This is a genomic window from Tundrisphaera macrotermitis, from assembly GCF_051175315.1.
GTDB lineage: Bacteria > Planctomycetota > Planctomycetia > Isosphaerales > Isosphaeraceae > Tundrisphaera.
Genome location: NZ_CP195100.1, coordinates 2,254,912 through 2,277,323 on the forward strand (window position 1 = coordinate 2,254,912; position 22,412 = coordinate 2,277,323).

Genomic DNA, 22,412 nt, shown 5'->3' on the forward strand with positions numbered 1-22,412 from the left:
TGATCCGAGGACCGGGTGTTTGGGTTCGTTTTTCCATCGTCTCATCGACCCGGCCCCGACGCCAGCGCGGTTGGCCGGGCAGGCCGGGTGTTTGGGTTCGTTTTTCCATCGTCGGTCACAGCCACTCGACGCCGTCCCGATCGATCCAGGCGACGCGGACGCCATCGCGTTGGGTTCGTTTTTGCCAGCGTTGCCCGCGATCCTTGCCCATCGCCAGGAGGGCGGTCGAGAGGACCTCGGCTTCGGCGGCGGTGGGGGCGATCGCGGAAACCGCGGCCTGCTCACTTTGGGGGGTGCCGGTACGTGGGTCGAGGATGTCGGACCGGGCCATGCCGGGCCCGAGGGTGGCCGAGCTGGAGAAGCCGCAGTCGACGAGTTCGACCCGCCCCAGCTCGGTGCCCGGATCGTTCGCGAACGGGTCGCGCAGGGCGATTTGCCAGGGATGGCCGTCGGGTCCGACCCCGCGCGCCAGGGCGGAGCTGGTCCCGCCGTGGAGGAAGGCCGAGCGGATGCCGAACTCCGCGACGACCCGCGCCGCCGCGTCGAGGGCATATCCCTTGCCATAGCCGCCCAGATCGATCCGGGCCGCGGGGTCGAGGAAGCGGACCGTTGCCGCGTCCGGGTCGATGGCGATCCGGTCGTCGAACCGGAGGCCGGGCCGGGCCCCGGCCGCCGCGAGGATGTCGAAGGACCCGTCGGTCCGCTCCCACCACGACCGGGCATCGAGGAGGATCGCCAGCAGTTCCCGGTCAACCCGGACCGGCCGCGCGGCGGCCTCGCGGTTCACGCGGGCGACCTCGGCGGCGGGGTCGAAGCGGGAGAGCAGGCGTTCGACCCGCCGGATCTCATCGAGGGCCGCCCCGGCCACGGCGTCGAGGTGCTCCTCGTCGTCGCCGACGAGCCAGGCCTCGAAGGTGGTCGCCATCGCCGGGCGGATGCGATGGACGATCGGCACCGATGGGCCTCCCGGATTCGGGACGTCACGAGGAGCAGGGTCGGTCGGGTGAAGGGATTGGCCGTCCTCGGCAATCCCGGATCTTTGCCCGGGTGGCTGTGGTTGGCTTGCCAATCACAGGGCCAACGTGTTCGCCGCAAGCGATCGTCGGCGAGGGCGGCCGGGTCGGGCGATGGCCATCCATCCGGGGCAGTGGCGCCGGCCCTGTGGTTGGCAAGCCAACCACAGCCACCCGACGGAGATGACGAATCTGCACCGTTCAAGATGAAGGGCTTGCCCTGCCTCCCGGCCGGGCACATCGCGAGGGGCAGGGGGCCGACGAGGGCCGGCCCCCGATTCTGGCCTCAGGCGTAGCAGCGGACCTCGTAGACGCGGGCCTGCTCGGAGCCGTTGGTGGCCGTGACTTCCAGGCGGATCGACTGGGCGTCGACCGCGGGGAAATCGTGGCGGCGGAGGCGCTGGTGGTTGCCGGTGACGCGGGCGAGTTCGACCTCGCGGCCGTCGGCGGTCCTGGCCTTCAGGACGTAGTCGCGGACGGTCTCCGGCTGGGGGGCGCGGATGATGTGCTTGTTGTTGTTGTCCGACGACGTGAGCGTCAGCTCGCGCTGGAAGCCGGTGTCGAAGGTGATCTGGACGTGGCGGATCGGCTGGGGCTTGTCCCAGGCGAGGTCGAGCCACACCGGGCCGCCGGCCATCGGGGCGGCCCAGCGGTGGTTCAGCTCGCCGGCCATGTCGCGGACGAAGCCGTCCAGGACGTTCTCCGGCTTGGCGGTCTGGTAGACCGACGAGGCGGTGGCCTTCGCCTGGCGGGCGACGTCGAGCGGGTCCTCGTTGCGGAGGCCCTTGATCGTCTGGTCGTCGCGGAGCAGGGCCTGCTGGAGGTCGACGATCCGGGTCGAGTCGTCGGCCAGGGTCCGCGGGGTGATCCCGTGCTTCACGCAGTGGGCGGCGGCGGTGCCGGCGGCCTGTCCCATCACGGCGCAGGTGGCCATCACGCGCGTGGAGGTGAAGGCGACGTGGCTGCAACTGGCGTTGCGGCCGGCCATCATCAGGTTGGACACGTCCTTGCTGTAGAGCGCCCGCAGGGGGATGTTGTACACCTCCGCCAGCTTGGTGCTCACGAAGGGCTTGTTGTTCGAGTCGTCGAACCCGCCGGGCGGGTGCTCGTCCAGGCCCCACCCGCCGATGGCGAGCGCGTCCTTGAACGGCTCGGTCAGGCCCATGAGGTCGTGCTGGGTGAGGATGTGGTCGCCCTCGATGCGGCGGCTCTCGCGCTTGCCGGGGACCATGCCGACCCAGTCCATGGCCCAGTTGGCCGAGGTCGGGTACTTGCCGCTGTTCTTGATGTAGTCCCACACGCCGGTGACGATCGACAACAGCTCGAAGCGGATCCGCTCGTTGTCGCGGATCGTGTCGGTGGAGCCGCCCCACTCGATCCACCAGTAGCCGTATTCCCAGGACGAGATGCCGCGGAACCGGAGGTGCTTGGGCTCGACCTTGCGGGCCCAGGCCGGGGCCTTGAAGGGCATCGGCTTGCCGTAGTCGCGGGCGGTGAACAGGATGCTGGAGCCGAGGGTCTCGCGGGTCGGCTTCTCCCAGGCGAGCGGCTCGTTGTAGGCCTCGCGCGACTCGTGGCCCCACCGCATGGTGGCGCCGGCCTCCAGGGCCAGGCGGCTGTCGCCGGTGCAGTCGATGTAGACCTTGGCGTTGACCCGATACAGGTGCTCGGTCTTATCGGACCGGGCCAGGACGCGGGCAATCTTGCCGTCCTTGACGTCGGCGGCGGTCACGGCGGTGTCGAGCAGCAGGGTGCAGTTCGGCTCCGTCATGATCTTGTCGTAGAGGAGCAGGTCCCACAGCTCCCAGGAGCGCTGGGGGTTGTTGGCGGCGTCGTCGAGCCGCAGCTCCTCGATGATCCCGCCCTCGCGCCAGCCGGGGCGTCCGCCGTGGTTGTTGGCCCCGACGATGTGCATCTTGACCTCGCTGGAGGAGTTCCCCCCCAGGCGGGACCGGTCCTGCACCAGGACGACCTTGCTGCCGCTCCGCGCGGCGGCCAGGGCCGCGCACACGCCCGCCGGCCCGCCGCCCGCGACGAGCACGTCGCAGTCGAGGTCGACCAGGGTCATGTGGGGCTCGCCCTCGAACCGCTTGGCGGCGAGGTCGGCGTCCATCGGCGCGATGGCGCGGAACGCGTCCCGGATCTCCTCGGGCGCCCGCAAAGGCGGCGCGGCGGCCTCGGCCGAGCCGTCGGCCAGGACCAGGACGGAGTACGTCGAGAGGCCGGCGGCGGCGAAGAAGTCGCGCCGATTGAGGCGATCGGGAGTCTCGTTCATGATTGGTCGCACCGGGGGAGGGACGGGCCGTTCGGGTCGAGCCGTGGGCATCCGTGATGCGCACTCTACCACGCCCCGGATGCCGCGGCAACCGCCGATCCGAGCCGGACGGCGGGCCCCGGCCCCGGGCTTTGACCCGGCCCGACGCGGCCGGTAGGTTGGGGCGGCCCGATGAACCCCCACCGGAGAGACCCATGATCCGACCCCCCGCCTCCCGTTCATTCGCCCGGGCCCTGCTCGCGGCCGTCGCCTGGCTCCCGGCGGCGGTCGCCGCGGGCGCGGACAGGCCCAACATCCTCCTGATCGTGGCCGACGACCTGGGCTGGGCCGACGTGGCCTACCACGGGGGGCGGGTCGCCACGCCGAACATCGACCGGCTGGCGAAGACCGGGGTGGAGCTGGACGCCCACTACGTCCAGCCGGTCTGCACGCCGACGCGGACGGCCCTGATGACCGGGCGCTATCCCGGCCGGTTCGGCCCCCAGGCCCTGGCGCCGAGCAACCTCCGGGCGCTGCCGCCGGGCACCGAGACCCTGGCCTCGGCCCTCCGATCGGTCGGATACACAACCCACATGGCCGGCAAGTGGCACCTGGGCTCGCGGCAGGAGTGGGGGCCCAAGCAATACGGGTTCGACCACAGCTACGGCTCGCTCAACGGGGCCGTCGACCCGTGGGGCCACCTCTACCGCAAGGGGCCCTATGCCCGGACCTGGCACCGCGACGGGGTCGTCTACGACGAGGAGGGGAACGCGACCGAACTGGTGGCGCGGCAGTCCGCGAAATGGATCCGCGAGGCCAAGGGGCCCTGGCTCGTCTACGTCCCGTTCCATGCCGTGCACATCCCGGTCGACGCGCCGGACGAGTACAAGAAGCTCCACGAGGGCCGGAAGTTCTACGACGACCCCAAGATGGACGAGTCGTACCATCGGTTCGCCGCGTTCATCTCCCAGCTCGACGCCAAGGTCGGGGAGCTGGTCGCGGCGGTCGACGCCTCCGGGGCCCGCGACAACACCCTGATCGTCTTCACCTCCGACAACGGGGGCCTGCACAGCGGCGCGAATGCCTACATCAGCCAGGTCCCGCCGACCCCGGTGCTGAGCAGCAACCTCCCGCTCCGCGGCCAGAAGGACCTGCTCTACGAGGGGGGCATCCGCGTGCCGGCGTGCGTCAACTGGCCGGCGAAGCTCGCCCCGCGCAAGCTCCTGGCGCCGCTGCACGCGGTGGACTGGATGCCCACGCTCGCGAAGCTGGTCGGGTATCAGTCCGCCTCGGACCTCAAATGGGACGGCCTCGACGCCTGGCCCTTGCTCTCGGGGGCGGCCGCGGACCCCGCCCCGCGCACCCTCTACATCGCCCACCGCCGGGGCCACGTCCTCCGCCACGGCGATTGGAAGCTGATCGCCTTCGCCAACGGCCGGAGCGAACTCTACAACATCGCCGCCGACCCGTACGAGACGGCCGATCGCGCGGCCGCGGAGCCGGCGAAGCTCGCCGAGCTGAAGGCCCTCCTGGACGGGATGCGGGCCAAGGACGTGGACAAGCTCCCGGCCGACCTGGAAGGGATCCCCGCCTGATTGACCGGGTGAGCGGGGCCGGCGCCGGGCTCAGGCGTCCGGCCCGACCCGGCGGGCGACGGCCAGGGCCGAGGTGCCGAACGGGACCGGCAGCCGCCGCAGGATCCGGTCTTCGATCAGGCAGAGCCGGGCCAGCAGGCGATTGGCCCAGGGGGCGGGCAGGGCGTGCTGTTCGAGCTTCGAGGCGCGGCGGCGGTTGACCCGCGCGACCAGGTACTTGGGCGGGAACAGGCCCGGATAGAGGTAGCGGAGCCGGATCAGTTCCAGGCCCGGGACGTCGAGCGTCCGGCGGAGCGTCGCGGCGGTGTAGCGGCGGTGGTGGAGGTTGATCTCGTCGTGGTGGTCCCAGAGCGCCGGGAACGCCGGGACGGTGACGATCAAAAGCCCGCCCGGCCGGAGCATGGCGGCCATCGCCCGCACCGCCGCGCCGTCGTCGGCGATGTGCTCGATCACGTCGAGCGCGGTGATCAGGCCGAACCGCCCGGCGTCGGCTTCATAGGACGGGTCGCCGAGGGGGAGTGTCGAGATCCGGTCGCGGTACGGGCCGTCGGGGTCGAGCAGGCCGGCGTCGACCTCGATGCCGCGGACCCGGCCGAACCTCTCCAGCTCGGGGAAGAACAGGCCGTCGCCGCAGCCGACGTCGAGGATCTCCCCGCCCGGCGGGAGGCCGAGCGACCGGATCAGGTCCAGGAGGATCGCCTCGCGGCTCCGCCACCACCAGTGCTCGCGGTAGAGCCGGGCATAGGCGGCGGCGTAGGGGGCTTGCATGGTCGTCCTGCGCTCGGATCGGCCCGGGTGATGTCAGCGGTCAGCCGTCGCGGTCCCGGGGCCGGCCGACGAACTCGCGGATCAGGGCGACCGGCCGGGCCCGGGACTCCTCGTAGGTGCGGATCACATATTCGCCGACGAAGCCCAGGCAGAGCAACTGGACCCCGGCGAAGAACCAGATCGAGATGATCAGGCTGGCGAACCCCCACGGGAACCGCGACGGGGCGACGAAGTACCAGGCCACGTAGCCGAAGGCGACCAGGATCGCCGCCGACGAGAGGATGAACCCGAGGAACTGGATCAGGCGGATCGGCAGCCGCGTGAACGAGAACATCCCGTCGTAGGCCAGGGCCAGGAGCTTGCGGAGCCCGTACTTCGGGGCCCCGGCCGCCCGCGCCGCCCGTTCGTACGCGACGCCGACCTGCGTGAACCCGACCCACGACCGGATCCCCCGGACGAACCGGTTCCGCTCGGGCAGGCGGAGCATCGCGTCGACGACCCGCCGCCTCATGCACGAGAAGTCCCCGGCATCCGGGGGGATCTCGATCGCCGCCAGGGTGCCCAGCAGCCGGTAGAAGGTGAAGTAGGAGGCCCGTTTGAGGACGCCCTCCTTGCGCTTGAGCCGGACCCCGTAGGCCACGTCGGCCCCCCGGCCCAGGGCGACGAGCAGGTCGGGGATCGCCTCGGGCGGGTCCTGGAGGTCGGCGTCGATCACCGCGACGACCGACCCCCGGGCGTGCTCAAGCCCGATCGACACGGCCGCCTGGTGGCCGAAGTTGCGGCTCAGGAAGATCCCCCGGAACCGGGAGTCATTCTCCACCATCGTGCGTATCATCGCCTCGGAGCGGTCCACGCTGCCGTCGGAGACGAGCAGGAACTCGTGCTCGAAGAAGCCCGTGGCCTCGGTGATGGCCAGGAGGCGGACCTCCAGCTCGGGCAGGTTCTCCGCCTCGTTGTAGATCGGCACGACGATCGTCAGGAGCGATCGGTCCAGGGGCTCGGCGTGGTTCATCGCTGGTAGATCGGCAGGTAGCGGTATTCGACGGCCAGGGCGAGGACGGCGGTGGCGGTGCAGTAGACCCGCCCGCCCGACCGGTCGTTGCCGTCGCCCGACAGCCAGCTGCCGTCGGGGTCCTGGTGGGACAGCAGGATCGCCACCAGGGGCGGGTAGTAGGCGTCGAAGTAGCGGTCGCCGACCTGGAACAGCGCCTGGGGGCAGTAATAGACCTCGTAGAAGAAGTACTCGCTGCCCCACCGGGGCGGGTGCTTGAGCAGGTACTCGGCCCCCGCCATGGCCTCGGCCGAGAGGTGGTCGCCGCAGATCTCCAGGGCCAGGATGCCGGTGCCGGTGCGTGGGTTGTTCGCCCCGCCCCCCGGCTGGTAGCCGAACCCGCCCCCCGGGGCCGCGCATTTCTTGAGGTAGCCCACGGCGCGGTCGATGTGGCCCGACGGCACGGCGCAGCCGGCGGTCTTCGCGGCCCGCAGCGCCATGACCTGCCAGCCGCTCACGCTCAGGTCGCTGTCCGACGAGGTGGGCTGATACCGCCACCCGCCGGCGTTCCGCTCCCCCTTGCCGGGGGCGTCCTGGGCCTTCAGGATCAGCGCCACCGCCTTCGCCAGCGCGGCGCGGGCCCGGTCGGCGGCCTCGGGGTCGGGGATCATGCCCACGACCTCGGCGAGCATCAGGGTGCTGATGCCGTGGCAGTACATCGGGCCGTGGCTGGTGTTGCTGACCAGCATCCCGTTGGGCTTTTGGTGGTCCAGGACGTAGTCGATCCCACGGTCGATCGCGTCGCGATACGGCCCCGGCCGCCCGGGGACGTGCCCGGCCGCCAGGAAGGCCATCACCGCCAGCGACGTGGTCGAGGTCGCCCGCCCGAACCCGGCATCCCACCCGCCGTCGGCCTTCTGGGATCGTTGCAGGTAGGCCAGCGCCTTGGCGATCGCCGCGTCCGACCGGCTCGGGCTCGGCCCCTGGGCGCGGGCGGAGGAGGGGGGGGAGGCCAGGACCAGGAGCAGGGCGGCCGATCGGGCCATGCGTGCGAGTCGGGTCGTCATGGGTCTCGGGGCCGGGCCTTCGTCGGTCCTGGGTCGGCCTTCACTCTACGCCCGGGGCCCCGGCCCGGTCCAGCCTCCTCCCGCGCGGGTTGCGTGGCCGGGCCGGCGGGCTTACCCTGAACCCCCGATGGCCGGGATGTCCGGCCCGGGCGGCGCGATCGGGGAGGGGATGCGGTGATCGGACTGATGGCCGGGATGGTGGCGACCCTGGTCCTGGCCGCCCCCCCGGACGAGCCCCGGGCCCGGTTCTCGCTCGCGGGACCGTTGAGCGAAACGACGCGGAATGTCACCCGCCGCTGGTTGCTGGAAGCCCCGGCGGCCAACCCGGCGCTGCTGGGGATGTTCCGCGACCGCGACCGCCCGCCGGCCCGCGACCTCCTGCCGTGGTCGGGGGAGTTCGCCGGCAAGTACCTGACCGGGTCGGTCGAGATCCTCAACCTCACCGATGACCCGGCCCTGGAGGACCACCTCCGGCGGTTCGTCGCCGACTTCGTCGCCTGCCAGGACGCCGACGGCTACCTCGGCCCGTTCCCGCGCGACCATCGCCTGACCGGCACCGGGCCCAACATCGCCGGCAAACCCGGAGGGACCTGGGACGCCTGGGGGCATTATCACGCCCTGCTCGGCCTCCTGGCGTACTCGGAGCGCACCGGCGACCCCGCCGCCCTGGCCGCCGCGACGAAGATCGGCAACCTGTTCTGCGACCGCTTCCTGGGCGATAAAAAGCCCCGGCTGGTCGACACCGGCTGGACCGAGATGAACCTGGCGCCGGCCCACGGCCTGCTCCTGCTCCACCGCCGCACCGGGGACGGGCGTCACCGGGATCTGGCCGACCAGTTCATCGCCGAGTTCGCCGCGCTCGACCCGGCGGGCAAGCCGATGGCCGGGGACTACTTCCGCCAGGGGCTGGCCGGGGTGCCGTTCTTCAAGACGCCCAGGCCCCGGTGGGAGAGCCTGCACCCGATCCTGGCGCTGGCCGAGCGGCACCGCGTCGGCGGCAACCCCGACGACCGTCGGGCGTTCGAGAACCTGTGGTGGAGCATCGTCGAGACCGACCGCCACAACAACGGCGGGTTCTCCTCCGGCGAGCAGGCCCAGGGCCACCCGGAGCACCCGGGGGCCATCGAGACCTGCTGCACGATCGCCTGGATGGCCATGAGCGTGGAGATGCTCCGCATGACCGGCGACCCCCTGGTGGCCGACGAACTGGAGCTGTCGACGCTCAATTCCGCCCTCGGACTGTTCGCCCCGTCGGGGCGGTGGAGCACCTACAACACCCCGATGGATGGCCGCCGCCTGGCCAACTTCCACGAGATCGGCTTCCAGTGCCGCGCCGGCTCGCCCGAGCTGAACTGCTGCTCCGTGAACGCCGCCCGCGGCCTCGGGCTCCTGAGCCGGTGGGCCGTCGGGGCGGATCAGGACGGCCTGACGCTGAACTGGTACGGACCCGGCCGGATCGTCGTGACCGTCCCCACGGGCCCGACGGTCACGCTCACCCAGGCGACCACCTATCCCGCCGACCCGGCCGTCCGCATCGCGGTGGACCCCGACCGCCCGGCGGCGTTCCCGCTCCGGCTCCGCATCCCCCGCTGGTCGGCCCGGACCACGGTGGCGGTCAACGGCACCCCGGTGCCCGGCGTCACGCCCGGCCGCTACCTCGTGCTCGACCGCCCCTGGAAGGCCGGCGACGAGGTGGCGATCACCTTCGACTTCGCCCCCCGCGCCTGGGCCGGCGAGCGCGAGTTTGCGGGCAAGTCGTCGATCTATCGCGGCCCGCTCCTGCTCGCCTCCGACCCCCGGTTCGACCCGGCCGACCTCCCGAACCTCTCCGCCGCCTCCCTCTCGACCCTCGCCCCGGTCGCCTGGGACGGCCCGGCGCCCCGGCCGATCCTCCTGCTGGAAGGCCGATCCGACGGCCGCCCGTTCCGCCTGTGCGACTTTGCCTCCGCCGGCGCCGACGGCTCGGCCTACCGCTCCTGGCTGCCGGTCGAGGGGATCAAGCCGACCCCGTTCGACCGCTCGGCCCCCGGCCGCACGTCGCCGGTGCCTTGAGCCGCCGGGGCGATCGACGGGACGATTCCGACAACCATCCTCGGGTGATTTGCCATGAATCCTGACGTGCTCGTGGTGGGCGCCGGCCCGGTCGGACTGGCGATGGCGGGCGAATTGAGGCGGTACGGCCTGTCGGTGCGGATCATCGACAAGTCCGCCCAGCGGACCGACAAGTCCAAGGCCCTGGTGGTCTGGAGCCGGACCCTGGAACTCCTCGACCGGGCGGGCTGCACCCCGGCTTTCCTGGCGGCCGGGATGAAGGTCTTGGCCGCGAGCATCCGGGCCGAGGCCCGCGAGATCGCCCGCGTCCGCCTGGACGGGATGGAGACGCCCTATCCGTTCGCCCTGATGATCCCCCAGAGCGAGACCGAGCGGCTGCTGGAGGAGCATCTGGACGGTCACGGCGTCCGGGTGGAACGCCGGACCGAACTGGCCCGCTTCGCCACCGACGCGGACGGCGTCGACGCCACGATCCTCCGCGCCGATGGGTCCGAGGAGGCGGTCCGGGCCTCGTGGCTGATCGGCTGCGACGGGGCCCACAGCACGGTGCGGCATGCACTGGGGATGGGATTCGAGGGGGAGACGACGCCGAGCGACTGGATCCTGGCCGACGTCCACCTCGCCGGCGTGAAGGCCGACCCGCCCGAGATCGCCATCTTCTGGCACCGGGATGGGACCATGGCGCTGTTCCCGATCGCGCCGGGGCGCTATCGCATGATCGCCGACGTGGGGGACGCGTCCGGGCCGGACCGCCGCGCCGACCCGTCGCTGGCGGAGGTCCAGGCGCTCCTGGACCGGCGCGGGCCGGGCGGCCTCACCGCGTCGGACCCGATCTGGCTGGCCTCTTTCCGGATCAACGAACGCAAGGTGGCCGACTACCGATCCGGCCGGGCCTTCCTCGCCGGGGATGCGGCCCACATCCACAGCCCGGCCGGGGGGCAGGGCATGAACACGGGGATTCAGGACGCCTGCAACCTGGCCTGGAAGCTGGCCCTGGTCCATCGCGGACTGGCCGCGTCGGAACCCCTCCTGAGCAGCTACAATATCGAGCGCGGGGCCGTGGGTCGGCAGGTGCTGGCCGATGCCGGCCGCCTGACGGCGCTGGCGGTCCTCAAGGGGGCCGTCCTCCAGGAGATCCGCAACGTCGCCGCCTCGCTGGTGTTCGGGCTCTCCCCCGCCCGCAAGGCGATGGCGAACAAGCTGGCCGAACTTTCGGTCGGCTACCCGACGAGCCCCCTCACCGCCCCGTCCCACCACGGCCCCGGCCATCCCGCCCCCGGCGAGCGGGCCCCGTTGCGGGGCGATGCCCAACCGGTCGGCGCCGGGGACACCCCCCGCTTCGTCCTGTTCGGCCCCTCCGACGTGGACGGGGCCGTGCTGATCGCCCGCCATCCCGACGTGCTCGAACCCGAGGTCCGCGCCCCCTTCTCCAGGGACGGCCTCTGGCTCGTTCGGCCGGACGGCTACGTCGCCGCGGTCGCCCGGAAGGGGGACTGGGCCGCCATCGAGGCCCATCTCCGCCGGCTCCTCCGGCGCGGGCGAGGTTGAAGGGTTTTGGGCGATTTGGCTGGTATGGGGAGCGGGGGCGACTTCGGTGCGGCGGGCCGCACATCAGCGGGATCCTCGACCGGCGAAGCTCCGGAACCTGCCGCGTGGCGGATTTGAAACATCATGCCATCGGCGGGATCGTCGGATCTTCCGCGTCGCGTAAGCTCGCTCACGAAAGCGGGCCGGGCCACCTGTGCGGCGGGGGACGTGGGTGCATACGATGGGATGGGGCACACGTTTGACGCATCATCGTGTCGATCGCGGGCCGAGCCCGATCCGGCCGGCTGGCGTCCTGGTGTGGCCGATCCGAGGGATGGGGCATCGCCGGGGCACGCGGCGTGCGTGATGTCACCCCGGACGGCCGGGAGTGGTCGGCCCGCCGGTCCTCGCCGCGCGGATGGAGGCCCGCTCCCGGTCTGCGACAGCATGATTCGGCGCCGCGGGCCGCGAGGCCCTCGCCTCCCGATCGAGACCCACGCATTTCCCACGCGGTTGGCCCCCCATGACTCGATCCGGTAATGACATGCGGCGTGAGTCTCCGATCCTGGGCGTCGCCGAAGACCCGCATCGCTCCGGCGAGGAGCAGTTTCGGCTGATGGCGGACGCCATCCCTCAGATCGTTTGGGTCACCGACGCCGATGGGCGTACCGAATTCTTCAACCGCCAGTGGGAGGCCTACACGGGCGTCCCGTACGAGCCGACCACGGCCCCGGAGGTCGCGGCCAGCTTCCTCCACCCCGATGACGGGCCGCCGACGATGGCGGCGTTCACCGAGGCGCGCCGGTCCGGGTCGACCTTCCGGGTCGAGCACCGGATCCGGTCGAGGCGCGGCGACTACCGGTGGTTCCTGGTCCGGGCCGAGCCGTATCGCGATCCGGAGTCCGGGGAGATCGTCCGCTGGTTCGGCACCTCGACCGACATCCACGACGCGAAGCTGGCCGAGGCGTCCCTGGCGCGGAGCGAGCGGAGGTTCCGCGCCCTGGTGACCGCCACGTCGGATGTGATCTATCAATTGAACCCCGACTGGTCGCTGCTCCAGCCGCTCGACGGCCGGGGCCTGATCCCCAGCAACGACGAGCCGATCCGCAACTGGATCGACCGGAACGTCCCGGCCTTCGAGCATGAGCGGCTCCGGGAGGCGATCGGGCGGGCCATCGCCACCCGGCAGCCGTTCTCACTCGAACACCGGACCCTCCGGCCCGACGGGACCCTCGGCTGGACGTACTCGCGGGCCGTCCCGGTCCTCGACGCGGCCGGGGAGATCATCGAGTGGTTCGGCGCCGCGAGCGACATCAGCCGCAGCAAGGGGATCGAGGCGGAGCGGGAACGATTGAAGGAGGAGTCGGACCGCCAGAGGCTCGTCTACGAGGCGGCGCTGTCGAACACACCCGACCTGGTCTACATCTTCGACCTGGATCATCGCTTCGCCTACGCCAACGAGGCCCTCCTCGCCATGTGGGGCCGGACCCGCGAGGAGTCCCTCGGCAAGAACTGCCTGGAACTCGGCTACGAGCCCTGGCACGCCGAGCTGCACGACCGGGAGATCGAGCAGGTGGTCCGCACCCGGGCGCCGATCCGCGGCGTGGTGCCGTTCAACGGGACGAACGGCCGGCGGATGTACGACTACATCTTCGTGCCGGTGCTCGGCGCCGGCGGCGAGGTGGTGGCGGTCGCCGGCACGACCCGGGACGTCACGGACCTGAAGGAGTCCGAGGCGGAGCTGAGGCGGGGCGAGGGTCGGCTCGCCGCCGCGCTCTCGGCCGCGAGCCTCGGCACCTTCGAGTGGGACGTCGCGACCGACCTGATGACGCTCGACGACCGTTGCCGCGAGATCTTCGGCTTCGGCCCGGGGGAGGGGACGCGCGCCGGGGATCTCTTCGCCCGCATCCACCCCGAGGACCTCGCGCGGGTGGCGGCCGAGTCGGCCCGCTCGCGCGACTCGATGTCGCGTCTCGAGACCGAGTACCGGATCGTCCTGCCCGGCGGGGCCGTCCGGCGGGTCCTGAGCATCAACCTCGCCGTCCCGGACCCGGGCGGCAAGTCCGAGCGGATGATCGGCGTCTTCGGCGACGTCACCGACCGCCGGCGCGACGAGGAGGAGCTGCGATCGAGCGAGGAGCGGTTCCGATTCCTGGACACGCTCGGCCAGGCGACCCGGTCGGCCGACGACGCCGGCGAGATCATGGCCACGACCGCCCGGCTCCTGGGCGAGCACCTGGAGGCCACGCGCACCGCGTACGCGACGGTCGACGCCGACAGCGACCGGTTCGTCATCCACCAGGACTGGACCGCCCCCGGCGCGGCGAGCACCGCGGGGGCCTATTCCCTCGACCTCTTCGGGCCGAGGGCCGCCGCCGACATGAGGGGCGGGCGGACGCTGGTCATCCGCGACGTGGACGCGGAACTCGACCCTGGGGGCGGCGCCGACATGTTCAACGCCATCGGGATCAAGGCCATCGTCTGCTGCCCGCTCGTGAAGGACGGGCGGCTCGTCGCCATGATGGCCGCCCATCAAGCGACGCCCCGGCCCTGGTCCAACGCCGAGGTGGCGCTCGTCGAGGAGGTGGTCGAGCGGTCGTGGGCCCACATCGAGCGCGTGCGCGCGGCCGAGGTGCTCCGCGAGAACGACCGGAGGAAGGACGAGTTCCTGGCCATGCTGGCGCACGAGCTCCGGAACCCCCTCTCGGCCATCGGCAACGCCGTCCAGGTGGTCCGGCGGAGCGACGCCCGGGAAGACCTGGAGTGGGCCAAGGAGGTCATCGGCAAGCACGTGGGCTCGCTCTCCCGGATGATCGACGACCTGCTCGACGTCTCGCGGATCACCCGCGGGAAGATCGAGCTCAAGAGGCGGAAGGTCGACATGCTCGCGCTGGTCGCGAGCGCCGTGGAGACCGTCCGGCCGCTGGTCGAGGAGCGGCGCCACGAGCTCACGGTCTCCCACTCGACGGCCCCGATGTGGGTGGATGCGGATCCCCACCGGATCGAGCAGGTGCTCGTGAACCTGCTCACCAACGCGGCGAAATACACCGAGGCGGGCGGGAGGATCACGCTCGCGGCCCGGCCCGACGGCGGCTCGGTCGCGGTCGCTGTCTCGGACAACGGCACCGGGATTCCGCCGGAGAAGATCCCGCAGATGTTCGAACTGTTCGCCCAGGGGGACCGCTCGATCGCCCGTTCCGAGGGGGGGCTGGGCATCGGGCTCACGCTGGTCAAGAACCTGGTCGAGATGCACGGAGGGAGCGTCATCGCCCGGAGCGAGGGCGTGGCCCGGGGGAGCGAATTCACCGTGAGGCTGCCCGCCGTGGCCGCGCCGGAGGCGGGGCGGCCGGGGGCGTCCAGGCCCGCCGAGGGATCGCCGGCCAAGGGGGCAAGGGTCCTCGTGGTCGACGACAACGAGGATTCGGCCCGCGGCCTCGCGAGGCTCCTGAAGGTCCTGGGCAACCAGGTCGAGGTGGCCTCCGACGGCCCGACGGCGCTCGGCCTCGCCGGGTGGTTCGCCCCCGACTTCGTCCTGCTCGACATCGGGCTACCCGGCATGGACGGCTACGAGGTCGCCCGGCGCCTGCGTGCCGACGGGCTGGCGGGCACGACGATCATCGCCGTCTCAGGGTACGGCGAGGAGGCGGCCCGCAGCCGCGCACGCGAGGCCGGGTTCGACCACCATCTGGTGAAGCCCCTCGACTACGAGACGCTCGTGGCCATCATGCGGGCCGGGCGCTGACCGGGGAGCCGGGGCGTCAGCGGCCCTGGCCGAAGGGGCGGGGAGGCTTGGCGGCGTAGGCGGCGACGTCCTTCGCGGCCTTGGTCTCGATGCCGGGCTTCTGGAGGAAGCCGAGGTCGCGGGCCCAGTCGATGAAGCGGTTCTGCCAGGTGCCGAACGGGATGCCGCCCCGATCGGTGAGGCCGCCGGACATCCGCGAGCCGTCGGGCAGGGGGTCGCCGGGGTGGCGGCCATTGCCGTAGAGGTGCAGCTCCACGTTGGGGACGCCGGCATAGAGCATCGCCTGGTAATATTCCAGCGCCCAGACGGCGTGGATCTGGTCCCCGGCGCCGGCCGAGGCGATGAACGCGGGCGGGACGTCCTTGGGGATCGGCGGCGCCGTGCGGTTGCGGGCGAACGGGGTCGGGCCGGGGTAGATGATCCCGGCGAAATCCGGGCGCGACGAGATCCCGGCGAACGGGTCGGACGGGGCGGCATTCGCCTTGTCCCACTCCTCGTAGAGCAGGGCGGCCGGGGCGGACAACTCGGCGCCGGCGGAGAAGCCCATCACGCCGATCCGGTGGGGGTCGATGCCCCACTCCTTCGCATAGGCCCGGACGACGCGGACGGCCTGCTGGGCGTCGTGGACGGCGTCGACCTCCGCGACGTAGCCGTCGGCCCGCAAGCGGTTCCGGAGGATCGCCGTGTTGATCCCGTAGTTGCGGAAGAATGGGACGAAGTCGGCCCCCTCGCCGCTCACGCTCAGGTTGCGGTGGCCCCCGCCCGGGATCAGGATCACCAGGGTACCGGTGTTGATCCCCTTGTCGACCGTGTGGACCTCGATCGACGGGTTGTGGATCGACACCACGTTGCTGATCCGCCCGGGGACGGACCCGCTCATGTTGTACACCTCGGGCACGTGCAGCTTGTCCGCCTTCAGGTGCGGCGAGTCGGGCGCGAACAAAGGCACGACGACCCCGCCCGGCAGGATCGCCTGCGGCGCATATGGCTGGCCGGTATCGGCGGCCGGCTTCGGGACGGCCTGCGGCGGCGGCAGGGGCGGGAGCGGGGCCTTATCCTGGGCCATCGCGGCGGGGCCGATCAGCACGCAGGCGGAGAGGAATGCGGCTCGTCTCATGGGTCTCGGAGTCCTCGGGGTGCGTCGTGGGAGGAGCCGACGCGCCGGTCTTGCCCGGCGGGGTGCGGTGATTTTAACAGTATCGGAGGGACGGGGTGGCATCGGCACGGATTAGCTACCCATCTCGTCCTACTCCGGCTCGTCCCCCGGGCTCTGCCGGGCCGCATGACGCACGGTCAGCACGATCACGGCGTCGTCCCGGATGGCGAAGAGGATGCGATAGCGGCCTCGCTTGCCTCCGTGGAGCAGTACCCGGACCTCCGTGCCATAGTCCTCGGAATCTGGATCGACCGGGCAGCGAAATGGGGTGGATTTCAGGGTGTCGATCCTGGACCGGATGCTCCGAACCCAGCGGAGCGCCGGGGCCGACGACTTCGAGTGGTCGAGGATCCACCGCGCGGCGTCCCGGATGTCGCGTTCGGCTTGCGGTTGGAGGATGACGCGATAGGTCATGCATCGTCCTTCGTTCGCAGCTCCTTTTCCAAAGCGTCGAAGACCTCATCCATCGGCTTCCCCTCGCCGCGTTCCATCGACGCGAGCCCTTCCTTGACGGCCTGGATGGTTTCGAGTCGATCGGCGAGGCGGACCAACCTCTGATAGGAGGCCGCGTCTTGCACCACCAGTTCCGCCTTGCCGTTGATGGTCAAGACCACCGGCTGCCCGGTTTCCTTGAGCTGGGCGAGGAATTCGGACGTCTTCCGTTTGAAGTCGGTCAGCGGGTGGATGTCTCGGCTGAGGTCCATCGGTACGCTCCTGTATCGCATTGGGTAAGCATCGAATTCAATGCTATTTGCCATTCGACTCGGCGGCAATCCCGAAAGCGTCGCATCGACCATTGACCGATCGGGCGATGGCCGACCTTGGTCGCCCGGGCGGGGGGTGGTATCATGGCCGGTCGCGGATCGGCGGTCGAGGGGGTTGCACGCGCCCGGATCGGGGTGGCCCGCCGTCCAGTCCCTGTCCCGGTTCCTTTTCCCGAGGTCGTCGCGGCACCATGAGAGCGGGTATCGTCGGTCTGCCCAACGTGGGCAAGAGTACGCTGTTCAACGCACTCACCAGCTCCAAGCAGGCCCAGAGCGCGAACTATCCGTTCTGCACGATCGAGCCCAACGAGGGGGTCGTCAGCGTCCCCGACGATCGGCTGGCGCGGATCAGCAAATACATCGTCCCCAAGAAGCTGGTGCCCGCGGCGCTGCGGCTGGTGGACATCGCCGGGATCGTCAAGGGGGCCAGCGAAGGCGAAGGGCTGGGCAACAAGTTCCTCAGCCACATCCGCGAGGTTGACGCCATCCTCCAGGTCGTCCGCTGCTTCGAGGACCCCGACGTCGTCCACGTCGCCGGCGCGGTCGACCCGGTCTCGGACATCGAGACCATCGAGATCGAGCTGATGCTGGCCGACATGCAGACCCTGGAGAACGCCCTGCCCAAGGCCGAGCGCTCCGCCAAGGGGAACGACAAGGAGGCCAAGCTCCGCGTCGAGGCGATCCGCAAGTGCCTGGACCACCTCAAGACCGACCAGCCGCTGCGGAAGCTGACCCTGGACGAGCCCGAGGCCGACGCCATCTCCAGCTTCGGCCTGATGACCGCCAAGCCGATCCTCTACGTCGCCAACGTCGACGAGTCCGACCTGGCCGGCGAGGGGGAACTGGTCCGGAAGGTCCGCGAGTTCGCCGATAAGGTCGGGGCCTCGGTCGTCCCGGTCTGCGCCAAGCTGGAGGCCGAGATCGCCGAGCTGGACGAGGCCGACCGCGCCGAGATGCTCGAATCGTCGGGGCTGGCCGAGGCGTCCCTGCCCAAGCTGGCCCGCGAGGCGTACCGCGTCCTCGGCCTCCAGAGCTACTTCACCGCCGGCGAGACCGAGGTCCGCGCCTGGACCATCCCGGTCGGTGCCACCGCGCCGCAGGCCGCCGGGGTGATCCACACCGACTTCGAGAAGGGCTTCATCCGCGCCGAGGTCTACACCCTGGCCGACCTGGAGACCTACAAGACGGAGAAGGAGATCCGCTCCAACGGCAAGCTCCGCACCGAGGGCAAGGCCTACGTCATGCAGGACGGCGACATCTGCCACTTCCTGTTCAACTGATCCGGGCGGGTGGGCGATCACACGACGGGCCGGCAGGTTCCTTATTCGAAGGACCTGCCGGCCCGCTGCGATATCAGTTGGCCAGCTTGACGCGCTGGAGCTTCATGATCCGGCCGGACATGTTCCAGTCCTGGACGTAGAGGTTGCCGTCCTTATCCCAGGCCGAGCCGTGGGTGCCGCTGAAGCAGCCTTCCACCCAGTCTTTCTGGGGGATGTTGTAGTTCCTGCCCTTGGCGGGGTCCGGGTTGTTGCCCAGGACGGAGATGATGGTGTTGGTCTTGTCGAGGATGACCAGCCGCCCGTGGAGGTCGGGCACGGACACGAAGTCCCCCTGGACCAGCGCCGAGGTCGGCATGCCCAGCCCGGTGACGACCTCCTCGATGAACTGGCCATCCAGGTCATAGTGGAGCAGGCGGCCCTTGGGCTGGTGGTTGCGGTCGCAGATCAGCAGGCGGGGCGGGGTGTAGCGGGTGTCGAGCGTCATCCCGTGGGCGGTGTTGAACTCCTTGAGCCCGTTCCCCTTGGTGCCGAAGTGCATCAGGTACTTGCCGGCCTTGTCGAACTTGAAGATATGGTTGCTGGCATAGCCGTCGGACAGGTAGATCGAACCGTCCGGGGCGACCGTGATGGCCGTGGGGTTGAACTTCTTCAGGTCCAGGCCCGACTCTTTGGGGAACGGCAGCTTCAGCACGATGGCGCCGGTCCTGGCGTTGAGCTTGATCCCCTCGGCGGCGTTGTTGCGGGCCCCGTAGAGGAACTCGCCGTCCTCCTCGTCGCGAATCTTGATGTCGTGAATGTCGGCGTACTCGTCGCCGAGGAAGCTGCGGACCACTTCCCCCTGCGGCGAGAAGACGTAAACGCCGGCGTGTGCGCTAGTGTAGACGTTGCCGTCCTTGTCGACGGCGACTCCGCCGTGGGTCGGGCCGATCTGGGACTTGCCGTCCGGCCCCAGGCCCCAGCCGGGCACGGTGTCGAACGTCATCGCGCCGCAGCCCATCCGCACGGGCTGGGCCTTGTCGGCCGCGACGGCCGGGATCGAGGAAGCGAGCAGGAGGGCGAGGGCGGCGAAGGTCGGTCGGATCGTCACGGTGCAGGCTCCGGGCAGGGGTGATCCCATCGCCGAATCCGAGACGCATCGCCGGCACGGCGGCCGGGCAGGGGCCCGGTCGGCGGCGCGGAGGGTCGGGGCGCGATGGGAGGTTCACGGAGAGACTACCAGTGCGGCCGGCCCGGAAGTAGTTCCCGCCGGCCGGACCCCGCCCCGGTCGGTTGCGGCCCGGTCGGGCGTGTGCGATCCTGGCCGCTCCGACCGATCGACGAATCCGATCCGCCCTCCGCCGGGGTCGCGCCTGCTGCGCGATCGCTCGCCGGGCCGCATCTCTCCCGCGGGAGTCCGCACCATGTCGACGCGCCCCTTCCGGTTGGCCCTGGCGTTGCTGCTCGTCGTCGGGGCCGCGGCGCGGGCGGATCGGCCCCCCAACGTCCTGGTCCTGTTCAGCGACGACCAGCGGGCCGACACCATCGGCGCCCTGGGCAACCCCCACGTCCGGACGCCGGCGCTGGACCGGCTGGTGGCCGAGGGGACGGCGTTCACGCGGGCCTATTGCATGGGGTCGGACCAGGGGGCGGTGTGCGTGCCGTCGCGGGCCATGCTGCTGACCGGCCGGACCCTGTTCCGGGTCGACACCAAGATCGGCCAGGACACCTGGCCCGAGGCGTTCGCGCGGATGGGTTACGAGACGTTCCTGGCCGGCAAGTGGCACAACGGTGAGGCATCGGCCCTGCGGGCGTTCCGCCAAGGGCGGTCGATCTTCCTGGGCGGGATGGGCGATCCCGATACCCTGCCGCTCCGCGACATCGGCCCCGACCGCAAATTCACCGCCCCCCGGCCCGCCGCCGAGCACGCGGTCAAGATGTTCGCCGACGCCGCGATCGGCTTCCTGGGGGATCGCAAGGGGCAGGACGGGCCGTTCCTCTGCTACGTCGCGTTCAACGCCCCGCACGACCCCCGCAAGGCGCCGAAGGCGTATCACGACCACTTCGACCCGGCCCGGATCCCGCTGCCGGCCAACTTCTTGCCGGTCCACCCGTTCGACAACGGGGCGATGAAGCTCCGCGACGAACTGCTGGCGCCGTTCCCCCGCACGGTCGAGGATACCCGCCGGCAACTGGCCGACTACTACGCCGCCATCGAGCACCTCGACCACCAGGTCGGCCGGATCCTGGACGCCCTCCGGGTCAACGGGCAGGCCGGCGACACCGTGGTCGTGTTCGCCAGCGACCACGGCCTGGCGATCGGCAGCCACGGGCTGTTCGGCAAGCAGAGCCTGTATGAACACTCGATGCGGGCGCCTTTGATCTTCGCCGGGCCGGGCATCCCCCGGGGGAAGCGGACCGAGGCGATGGCCTACCTGCTCGACATCTTCCCGACCCTCGGCCATCTGGCCGGCGTGCCCGGCCCGGAGGGGAGCGAGGGGATCGACCTGGCCCCGGCCTTCAATGACCCATCCGCCGGACGCCCGGCGATCTTCACCGCCTACGCGAAGGGGCAGCGGGCGATCCGCGACGGCCGCTGGAAGCTGATCGCCTACCCGCCCCTCAATCTCACCCAGCTTTTCGACCTCGATGCCGACCCCGCCGAGACGCGCGACCTGGCCGGCGACCCCAGGTACGCCGCCGAGGTCGCCCGCCTCACGGCGATGCTCCGCGCCAGGCAGGCCGAGTTCGGCGACGACCTGCCGCTGACCACCGACAAACCCCGCCCCCGCGCGTTCGTCCCGCCGAAACCGCGATGAGGAGACCCCCCGCGATGCGCCTCCGCCACCTGCTGCCGATCGCCCTGGCCGCCCTGATCGGCCCGAATCCGGCCCGCGCCGACGAGCCGGCCGCCTTCTTCCCGATCATGGCCTGGAACGCCCCGCCCGACGACCCGGCCGCGCTCCGCAAGATGCGCGAGTGCGGGATCAACGTGGCGGGTTTCGTGAGGATCGAGGGGCTGGACCGCTGCCGCGACGCCGGGCTCAAGGCGATCGTCTCCGACCCCCGGCTCGACGCCGACTGGACCCAGGTCGACCCCGCCAAGGTCCGGGGGCGGATCGCCGAGGTGGTGAAGCAGGCCAGGGATCACCCGGCGGTCTACGGCTACTACTTCCGCGACGAGCCCTCCGCCGCCCTGTTCCCCGGCCTGCGGGTCGCCGTGGACGCGGTCCGGGAACTCCACCCCGGGGCGTGGCCCTACATCAACCTCCTGCCCACCTACGCCACCCCCGAGCAACTGGGCACGCCGACCTACGACGCCTACCTGGAGCGGTTCGTCGCCGAGTGCCGGCCCACCACCCTGAGCTATGACCACTATGCCCTGATGGAAGGAGGGACGCTCCGCGCCGGCTACTTCGCCAACCTCGCGGCGATGCGCGGGGCGGCCGTCAAGCACGGGCTCCCGTTCTGGAACATCGTCCTGTCGGTGGCCCATTTCAACTACCGCGAGCCGACCGCCGCCGACTTCCGGTTCCAGGCGTATACGTCCCTGGCCTACGGGGCGCGGGGGCTCGCCTACTTCACCTACTTCGGCAGCACGACGGGCAATTATCGCATGGCGCCGATCGACGCCTTCGGCCACGAGACCGCGACCTGGGGCTGGATGCGCGACGTCAACCTACAGGTGGCCCAGCTCGCCCCGACCCTGCTGAAGCTGAAGTCGGACCGGGTCTACCACTTCGGGGAGATCCCCGACGGCTGCGCCGGGCCCGACGACCAGTCGCTGGTCAAGGCGATCGCCGGGCCGATCCTGGTGGGGGACTTCACCCACGAGGACGGCTCGCGCTACATCCTGGTGGTCAACCGCAGCACCACGGCGTCGATCCCGGGCCTGCCCCAGCTCCGCGACCCGTCGCTGAAGCTGGAGAAGGTTTCGGCCTACACCGGCAAGGTGGCCCCGCTGGCCGGCGAGGACGTCTGGCTGGCGCCGGGGCAGGGGGCCTTGCTCAAACTGGCCCGATGAAATCGCGAAATTCTTGGCGGAATTTCCTGTCAGATCTGGCACGTGCCGGGATATATTCCATCCGTCCGCCCGCCAATCCGGCGGCCCCCGCCGGATCTCTCCTTCCTCCGCCGAGTTCTACGGGTTTCGGGGACGCGAAGCCATCCGGATCGTCGCCGGGATGATCCCGCGCGCCGAGCGTGCCCGCCCGTTCGGGAGGCCCT

The 22,412-nt window shown here is 70.9% G+C and carries 16 protein-coding genes; 7 read left to right on the plus strand and 9 right to left on the minus strand.

From position 1 onward, the window contains the following. Window positions 1-115: 115 nt before the first annotated feature. A complete protein-coding gene (locus TA3x_RS09155; protein WP_435020442.1) occupies window positions 116-955 on the minus strand; it encodes an FAD:protein FMN transferase in 840 nt (279 codons plus the stop codon). A gap of 344 nt (window positions 956-1,299) precedes the next feature. Continuing rightward, on the minus strand, window positions 1,300-3,288 hold the full coding sequence (locus tag TA3x_RS09160) for an FAD-dependent oxidoreductase (RefSeq protein WP_435020444.1): 1,989 nt from the start codon (window positions 3,286-3,288) through the stop codon (window positions 1,300-1,302). Window positions 3,289-3,482: 194 nt separating this feature from the next. Between TA3x_RS09160 and TA3x_RS09165 the strand changes: the two genes are divergently transcribed. Continuing rightward, window positions 3,483-4,862, plus strand: coding sequence for an arylsulfatase B (locus tag TA3x_RS09165; RefSeq protein ID WP_435020446.1), 1,380 nt, complete (start codon window positions 3,483-3,485; stop codon window positions 4,860-4,862). A 30-nt stretch (window positions 4,863-4,892) separates the two neighbouring features. Here the strand turns inward: TA3x_RS09165 and TA3x_RS09170 are convergent, their stop codons facing one another. Genes TA3x_RS09170 through TA3x_RS09180 form a run of 3 tightly spaced genes read right to left on the minus strand, consistent with a single transcriptional unit; the run spans window position 4,893 to window position 7,688 of the window. After that, entirely contained in the window at window positions 4,893-5,630 is a 738-nt protein-coding gene (locus TA3x_RS09170) for a class I SAM-dependent methyltransferase (protein WP_435020448.1), read from the minus strand. A 40-nt stretch (window positions 5,631-5,670) separates the two neighbouring features. Continuing rightward, complete coding sequence (locus tag TA3x_RS09175) at window positions 5,671-6,642, minus strand: glycosyltransferase family 2 protein (RefSeq protein ID WP_435020449.1); 972 nt, start codon at window positions 6,640-6,642, stop codon at window positions 5,671-5,673. Further along, complete coding sequence (locus TA3x_RS09180) at window positions 6,639-7,688, minus strand: prenyltransferase/squalene oxidase repeat-containing protein (RefSeq protein WP_435020451.1); 1,050 nt, start codon at window positions 7,686-7,688, stop codon at window positions 6,639-6,641. The genes TA3x_RS09175 and TA3x_RS09180 overlap by 4 nt, the downstream gene beginning before the upstream one ends. Window positions 7,689-7,862: 174 nt before the next feature. Here TA3x_RS09180 and TA3x_RS09185 point away from each other — a divergent pair, with 174 nt between their 5' ends. The 3 genes from TA3x_RS09185 to TA3x_RS09195 all read left to right on the plus strand — a co-directional run bounded on the left by TA3x_RS09185 (window position 7,863) and on the right by TA3x_RS09195 (window position 15,009). Continuing rightward, window positions 7,863-9,740: a beta-L-arabinofuranosidase domain-containing protein gene (locus TA3x_RS09185; RefSeq protein WP_435020452.1), complete on the plus strand. Its 1,878-nt coding sequence runs from the start codon at window positions 7,863-7,865 to the stop codon at window positions 9,738-9,740. Between the two features lie 54 nt (window positions 9,741-9,794). Further along, window positions 9,795-11,288: an FAD-dependent monooxygenase gene (locus tag TA3x_RS09190; RefSeq protein WP_435020454.1), complete on the plus strand. Its 1,494-nt coding sequence runs from the start codon at window positions 9,795-9,797 to the stop codon at window positions 11,286-11,288. Window positions 11,289-11,811: 523 nt separating this feature from the next. Further along, window positions 11,812-15,009 carry a PAS domain-containing protein gene (locus TA3x_RS09195; protein WP_435020456.1) on the plus strand — a complete coding sequence of 1,066 codons (3,198 nt, stop codon included), beginning with the start codon at window positions 11,812-11,814 and terminating at the stop codon, window positions 15,007-15,009. Window positions 15,010-15,025: 16 nt separating this feature from the next. On the opposite strand, the gene TA3x_RS09200 is transcribed toward TA3x_RS09195, so the two are convergent. From TA3x_RS09200 to TA3x_RS09210, 3 genes are all read right to left on the minus strand, one after another. Next, window positions 15,026-16,126, minus strand: coding sequence for an alpha/beta hydrolase (locus TA3x_RS09200; protein ID WP_435020458.1), 1,101 nt, complete (start codon window positions 16,124-16,126; stop codon window positions 15,026-15,028). A 129-nt stretch (window positions 16,127-16,255) separates the two neighbouring features. Further along, window positions 16,256-16,579 carry a type II toxin-antitoxin system RelE/ParE family toxin gene (locus tag TA3x_RS09205; RefSeq protein WP_435020460.1) on the minus strand — a complete coding sequence of 108 codons (324 nt, stop codon included), beginning with the start codon at window positions 16,577-16,579 and terminating at the stop codon, window positions 16,256-16,258. Then, window positions 16,576-16,869, minus strand: coding sequence for a type II toxin-antitoxin system Phd/YefM family antitoxin (locus tag TA3x_RS09210; protein ID WP_435020462.1), 294 nt, complete (start codon window positions 16,867-16,869; stop codon window positions 16,576-16,578). Before TA3x_RS09210 ends, TA3x_RS09205 begins: the two co-directional genes overlap by 4 nt. Window positions 16,870-17,120: 251 nt before the next feature. On the opposite strand from TA3x_RS09210, the gene ychF reads away from it, so the two are divergent. Beyond that, the gene (gene ychF, locus TA3x_RS09215) at window positions 17,121-18,209 is read left to right on the plus strand and encodes a redox-regulated ATPase YchF (RefSeq protein WP_435020464.1); all 1,089 of its coding nucleotides are present in this window, start codon (window positions 17,121-17,123) and stop codon (window positions 18,207-18,209) included. Window positions 18,210-18,282: 73 nt separating this feature from the next. Here the strand turns inward: ychF and TA3x_RS09220 are convergent, their stop codons facing one another. Then, window positions 18,283-19,296: a 6-bladed beta-propeller gene (locus TA3x_RS09220; protein ID WP_435020466.1), complete on the minus strand. Its 1,014-nt coding sequence runs from the start codon at window positions 19,294-19,296 to the stop codon at window positions 18,283-18,285. Between the two features lie 313 nt (window positions 19,297-19,609). On the opposite strand from TA3x_RS09220, the gene TA3x_RS09225 reads away from it, so the two are divergent. Both TA3x_RS09225 and TA3x_RS09230 read left to right on the plus strand, forming a co-directional pair. Beyond that, window positions 19,610-21,004 carry a sulfatase-like hydrolase/transferase gene (locus tag TA3x_RS09225; protein WP_435020468.1) on the plus strand — a complete coding sequence of 465 codons (1,395 nt, stop codon included), beginning with the start codon at window positions 19,610-19,612 and terminating at the stop codon, window positions 21,002-21,004. Window positions 21,005-21,018: 14 nt separating this feature from the next. Then, window positions 21,019-22,209, plus strand: coding sequence for a hypothetical protein (locus TA3x_RS09230; protein WP_435020469.1), 1,191 nt, complete (start codon window positions 21,019-21,021; stop codon window positions 22,207-22,209). Window positions 22,210-22,412 lie beyond the last annotated feature (203 nt).

What these genes read in the sequence shown, in the direction of transcription:
- TA3x_RS09160 (WP_435020444.1), bottom strand. Translation starts at nt 3,288, where the DNA reads ATGAACGAGACTCCCGATCGCCTCAATCGGCGCGACTTCTTCGCCGCC.
- TA3x_RS09165 (WP_435020446.1), top strand. Translation starts at nt 3,483, where the DNA reads ATGATCCGACCCCCCGCCTCCCGTTCATTCGCCCGGGCCCTGCTCGCG.
- TA3x_RS09170 (WP_435020448.1), bottom strand. Translation starts at nt 5,630, where the DNA reads ATGCAAGCCCCCTACGCCGCCGCCTATGCCCGGCTCTACCGCGAGCAC.
- TA3x_RS09175 (WP_435020449.1), bottom strand. Translation starts at nt 6,642, where the DNA reads ATGAACCACGCCGAGCCCCTGGACCGATCGCTCCTGACGATCGTCGTG.
- TA3x_RS09180 (WP_435020451.1), bottom strand. Translation starts at nt 7,688, where the DNA reads ATGACGACCCGACTCGCACGCATGGCCCGATCGGCCGCCCTGCTCCTG.
- TA3x_RS09190 (WP_435020454.1), top strand. Translation starts at nt 9,795, where the DNA reads ATGAATCCTGACGTGCTCGTGGTGGGCGCCGGCCCGGTCGGACTGGCG.
- TA3x_RS09195 (WP_435020456.1), top strand. Translation starts at nt 11,812, where the DNA reads ATGCGGCGTGAGTCTCCGATCCTGGGCGTCGCCGAAGACCCGCATCGC.
- TA3x_RS09200 (WP_435020458.1), bottom strand. Translation starts at nt 16,126, where the DNA reads ATGAGACGAGCCGCATTCCTCTCCGCCTGCGTGCTGATCGGCCCCGCC.
- TA3x_RS09205 (WP_435020460.1), bottom strand. Translation starts at nt 16,579, where the DNA reads ATGACCTATCGCGTCATCCTCCAACCGCAAGCCGAACGCGACATCCGG.
- TA3x_RS09210 (WP_435020462.1), bottom strand. Translation starts at nt 16,869, where the DNA reads ATGGACCTCAGCCGAGACATCCACCCGCTGACCGACTTCAAACGGAAG.
- ychF (WP_435020464.1), top strand. Translation starts at nt 17,121, where the DNA reads ATGAGAGCGGGTATCGTCGGTCTGCCCAACGTGGGCAAGAGTACGCTG.
- TA3x_RS09225 (WP_435020468.1), top strand. Translation starts at nt 19,610, where the DNA reads ATGTCGACGCGCCCCTTCCGGTTGGCCCTGGCGTTGCTGCTCGTCGTC.
- TA3x_RS09230 (WP_435020469.1), top strand. Translation starts at nt 21,019, where the DNA reads ATGCGCCTCCGCCACCTGCTGCCGATCGCCCTGGCCGCCCTGATCGGC.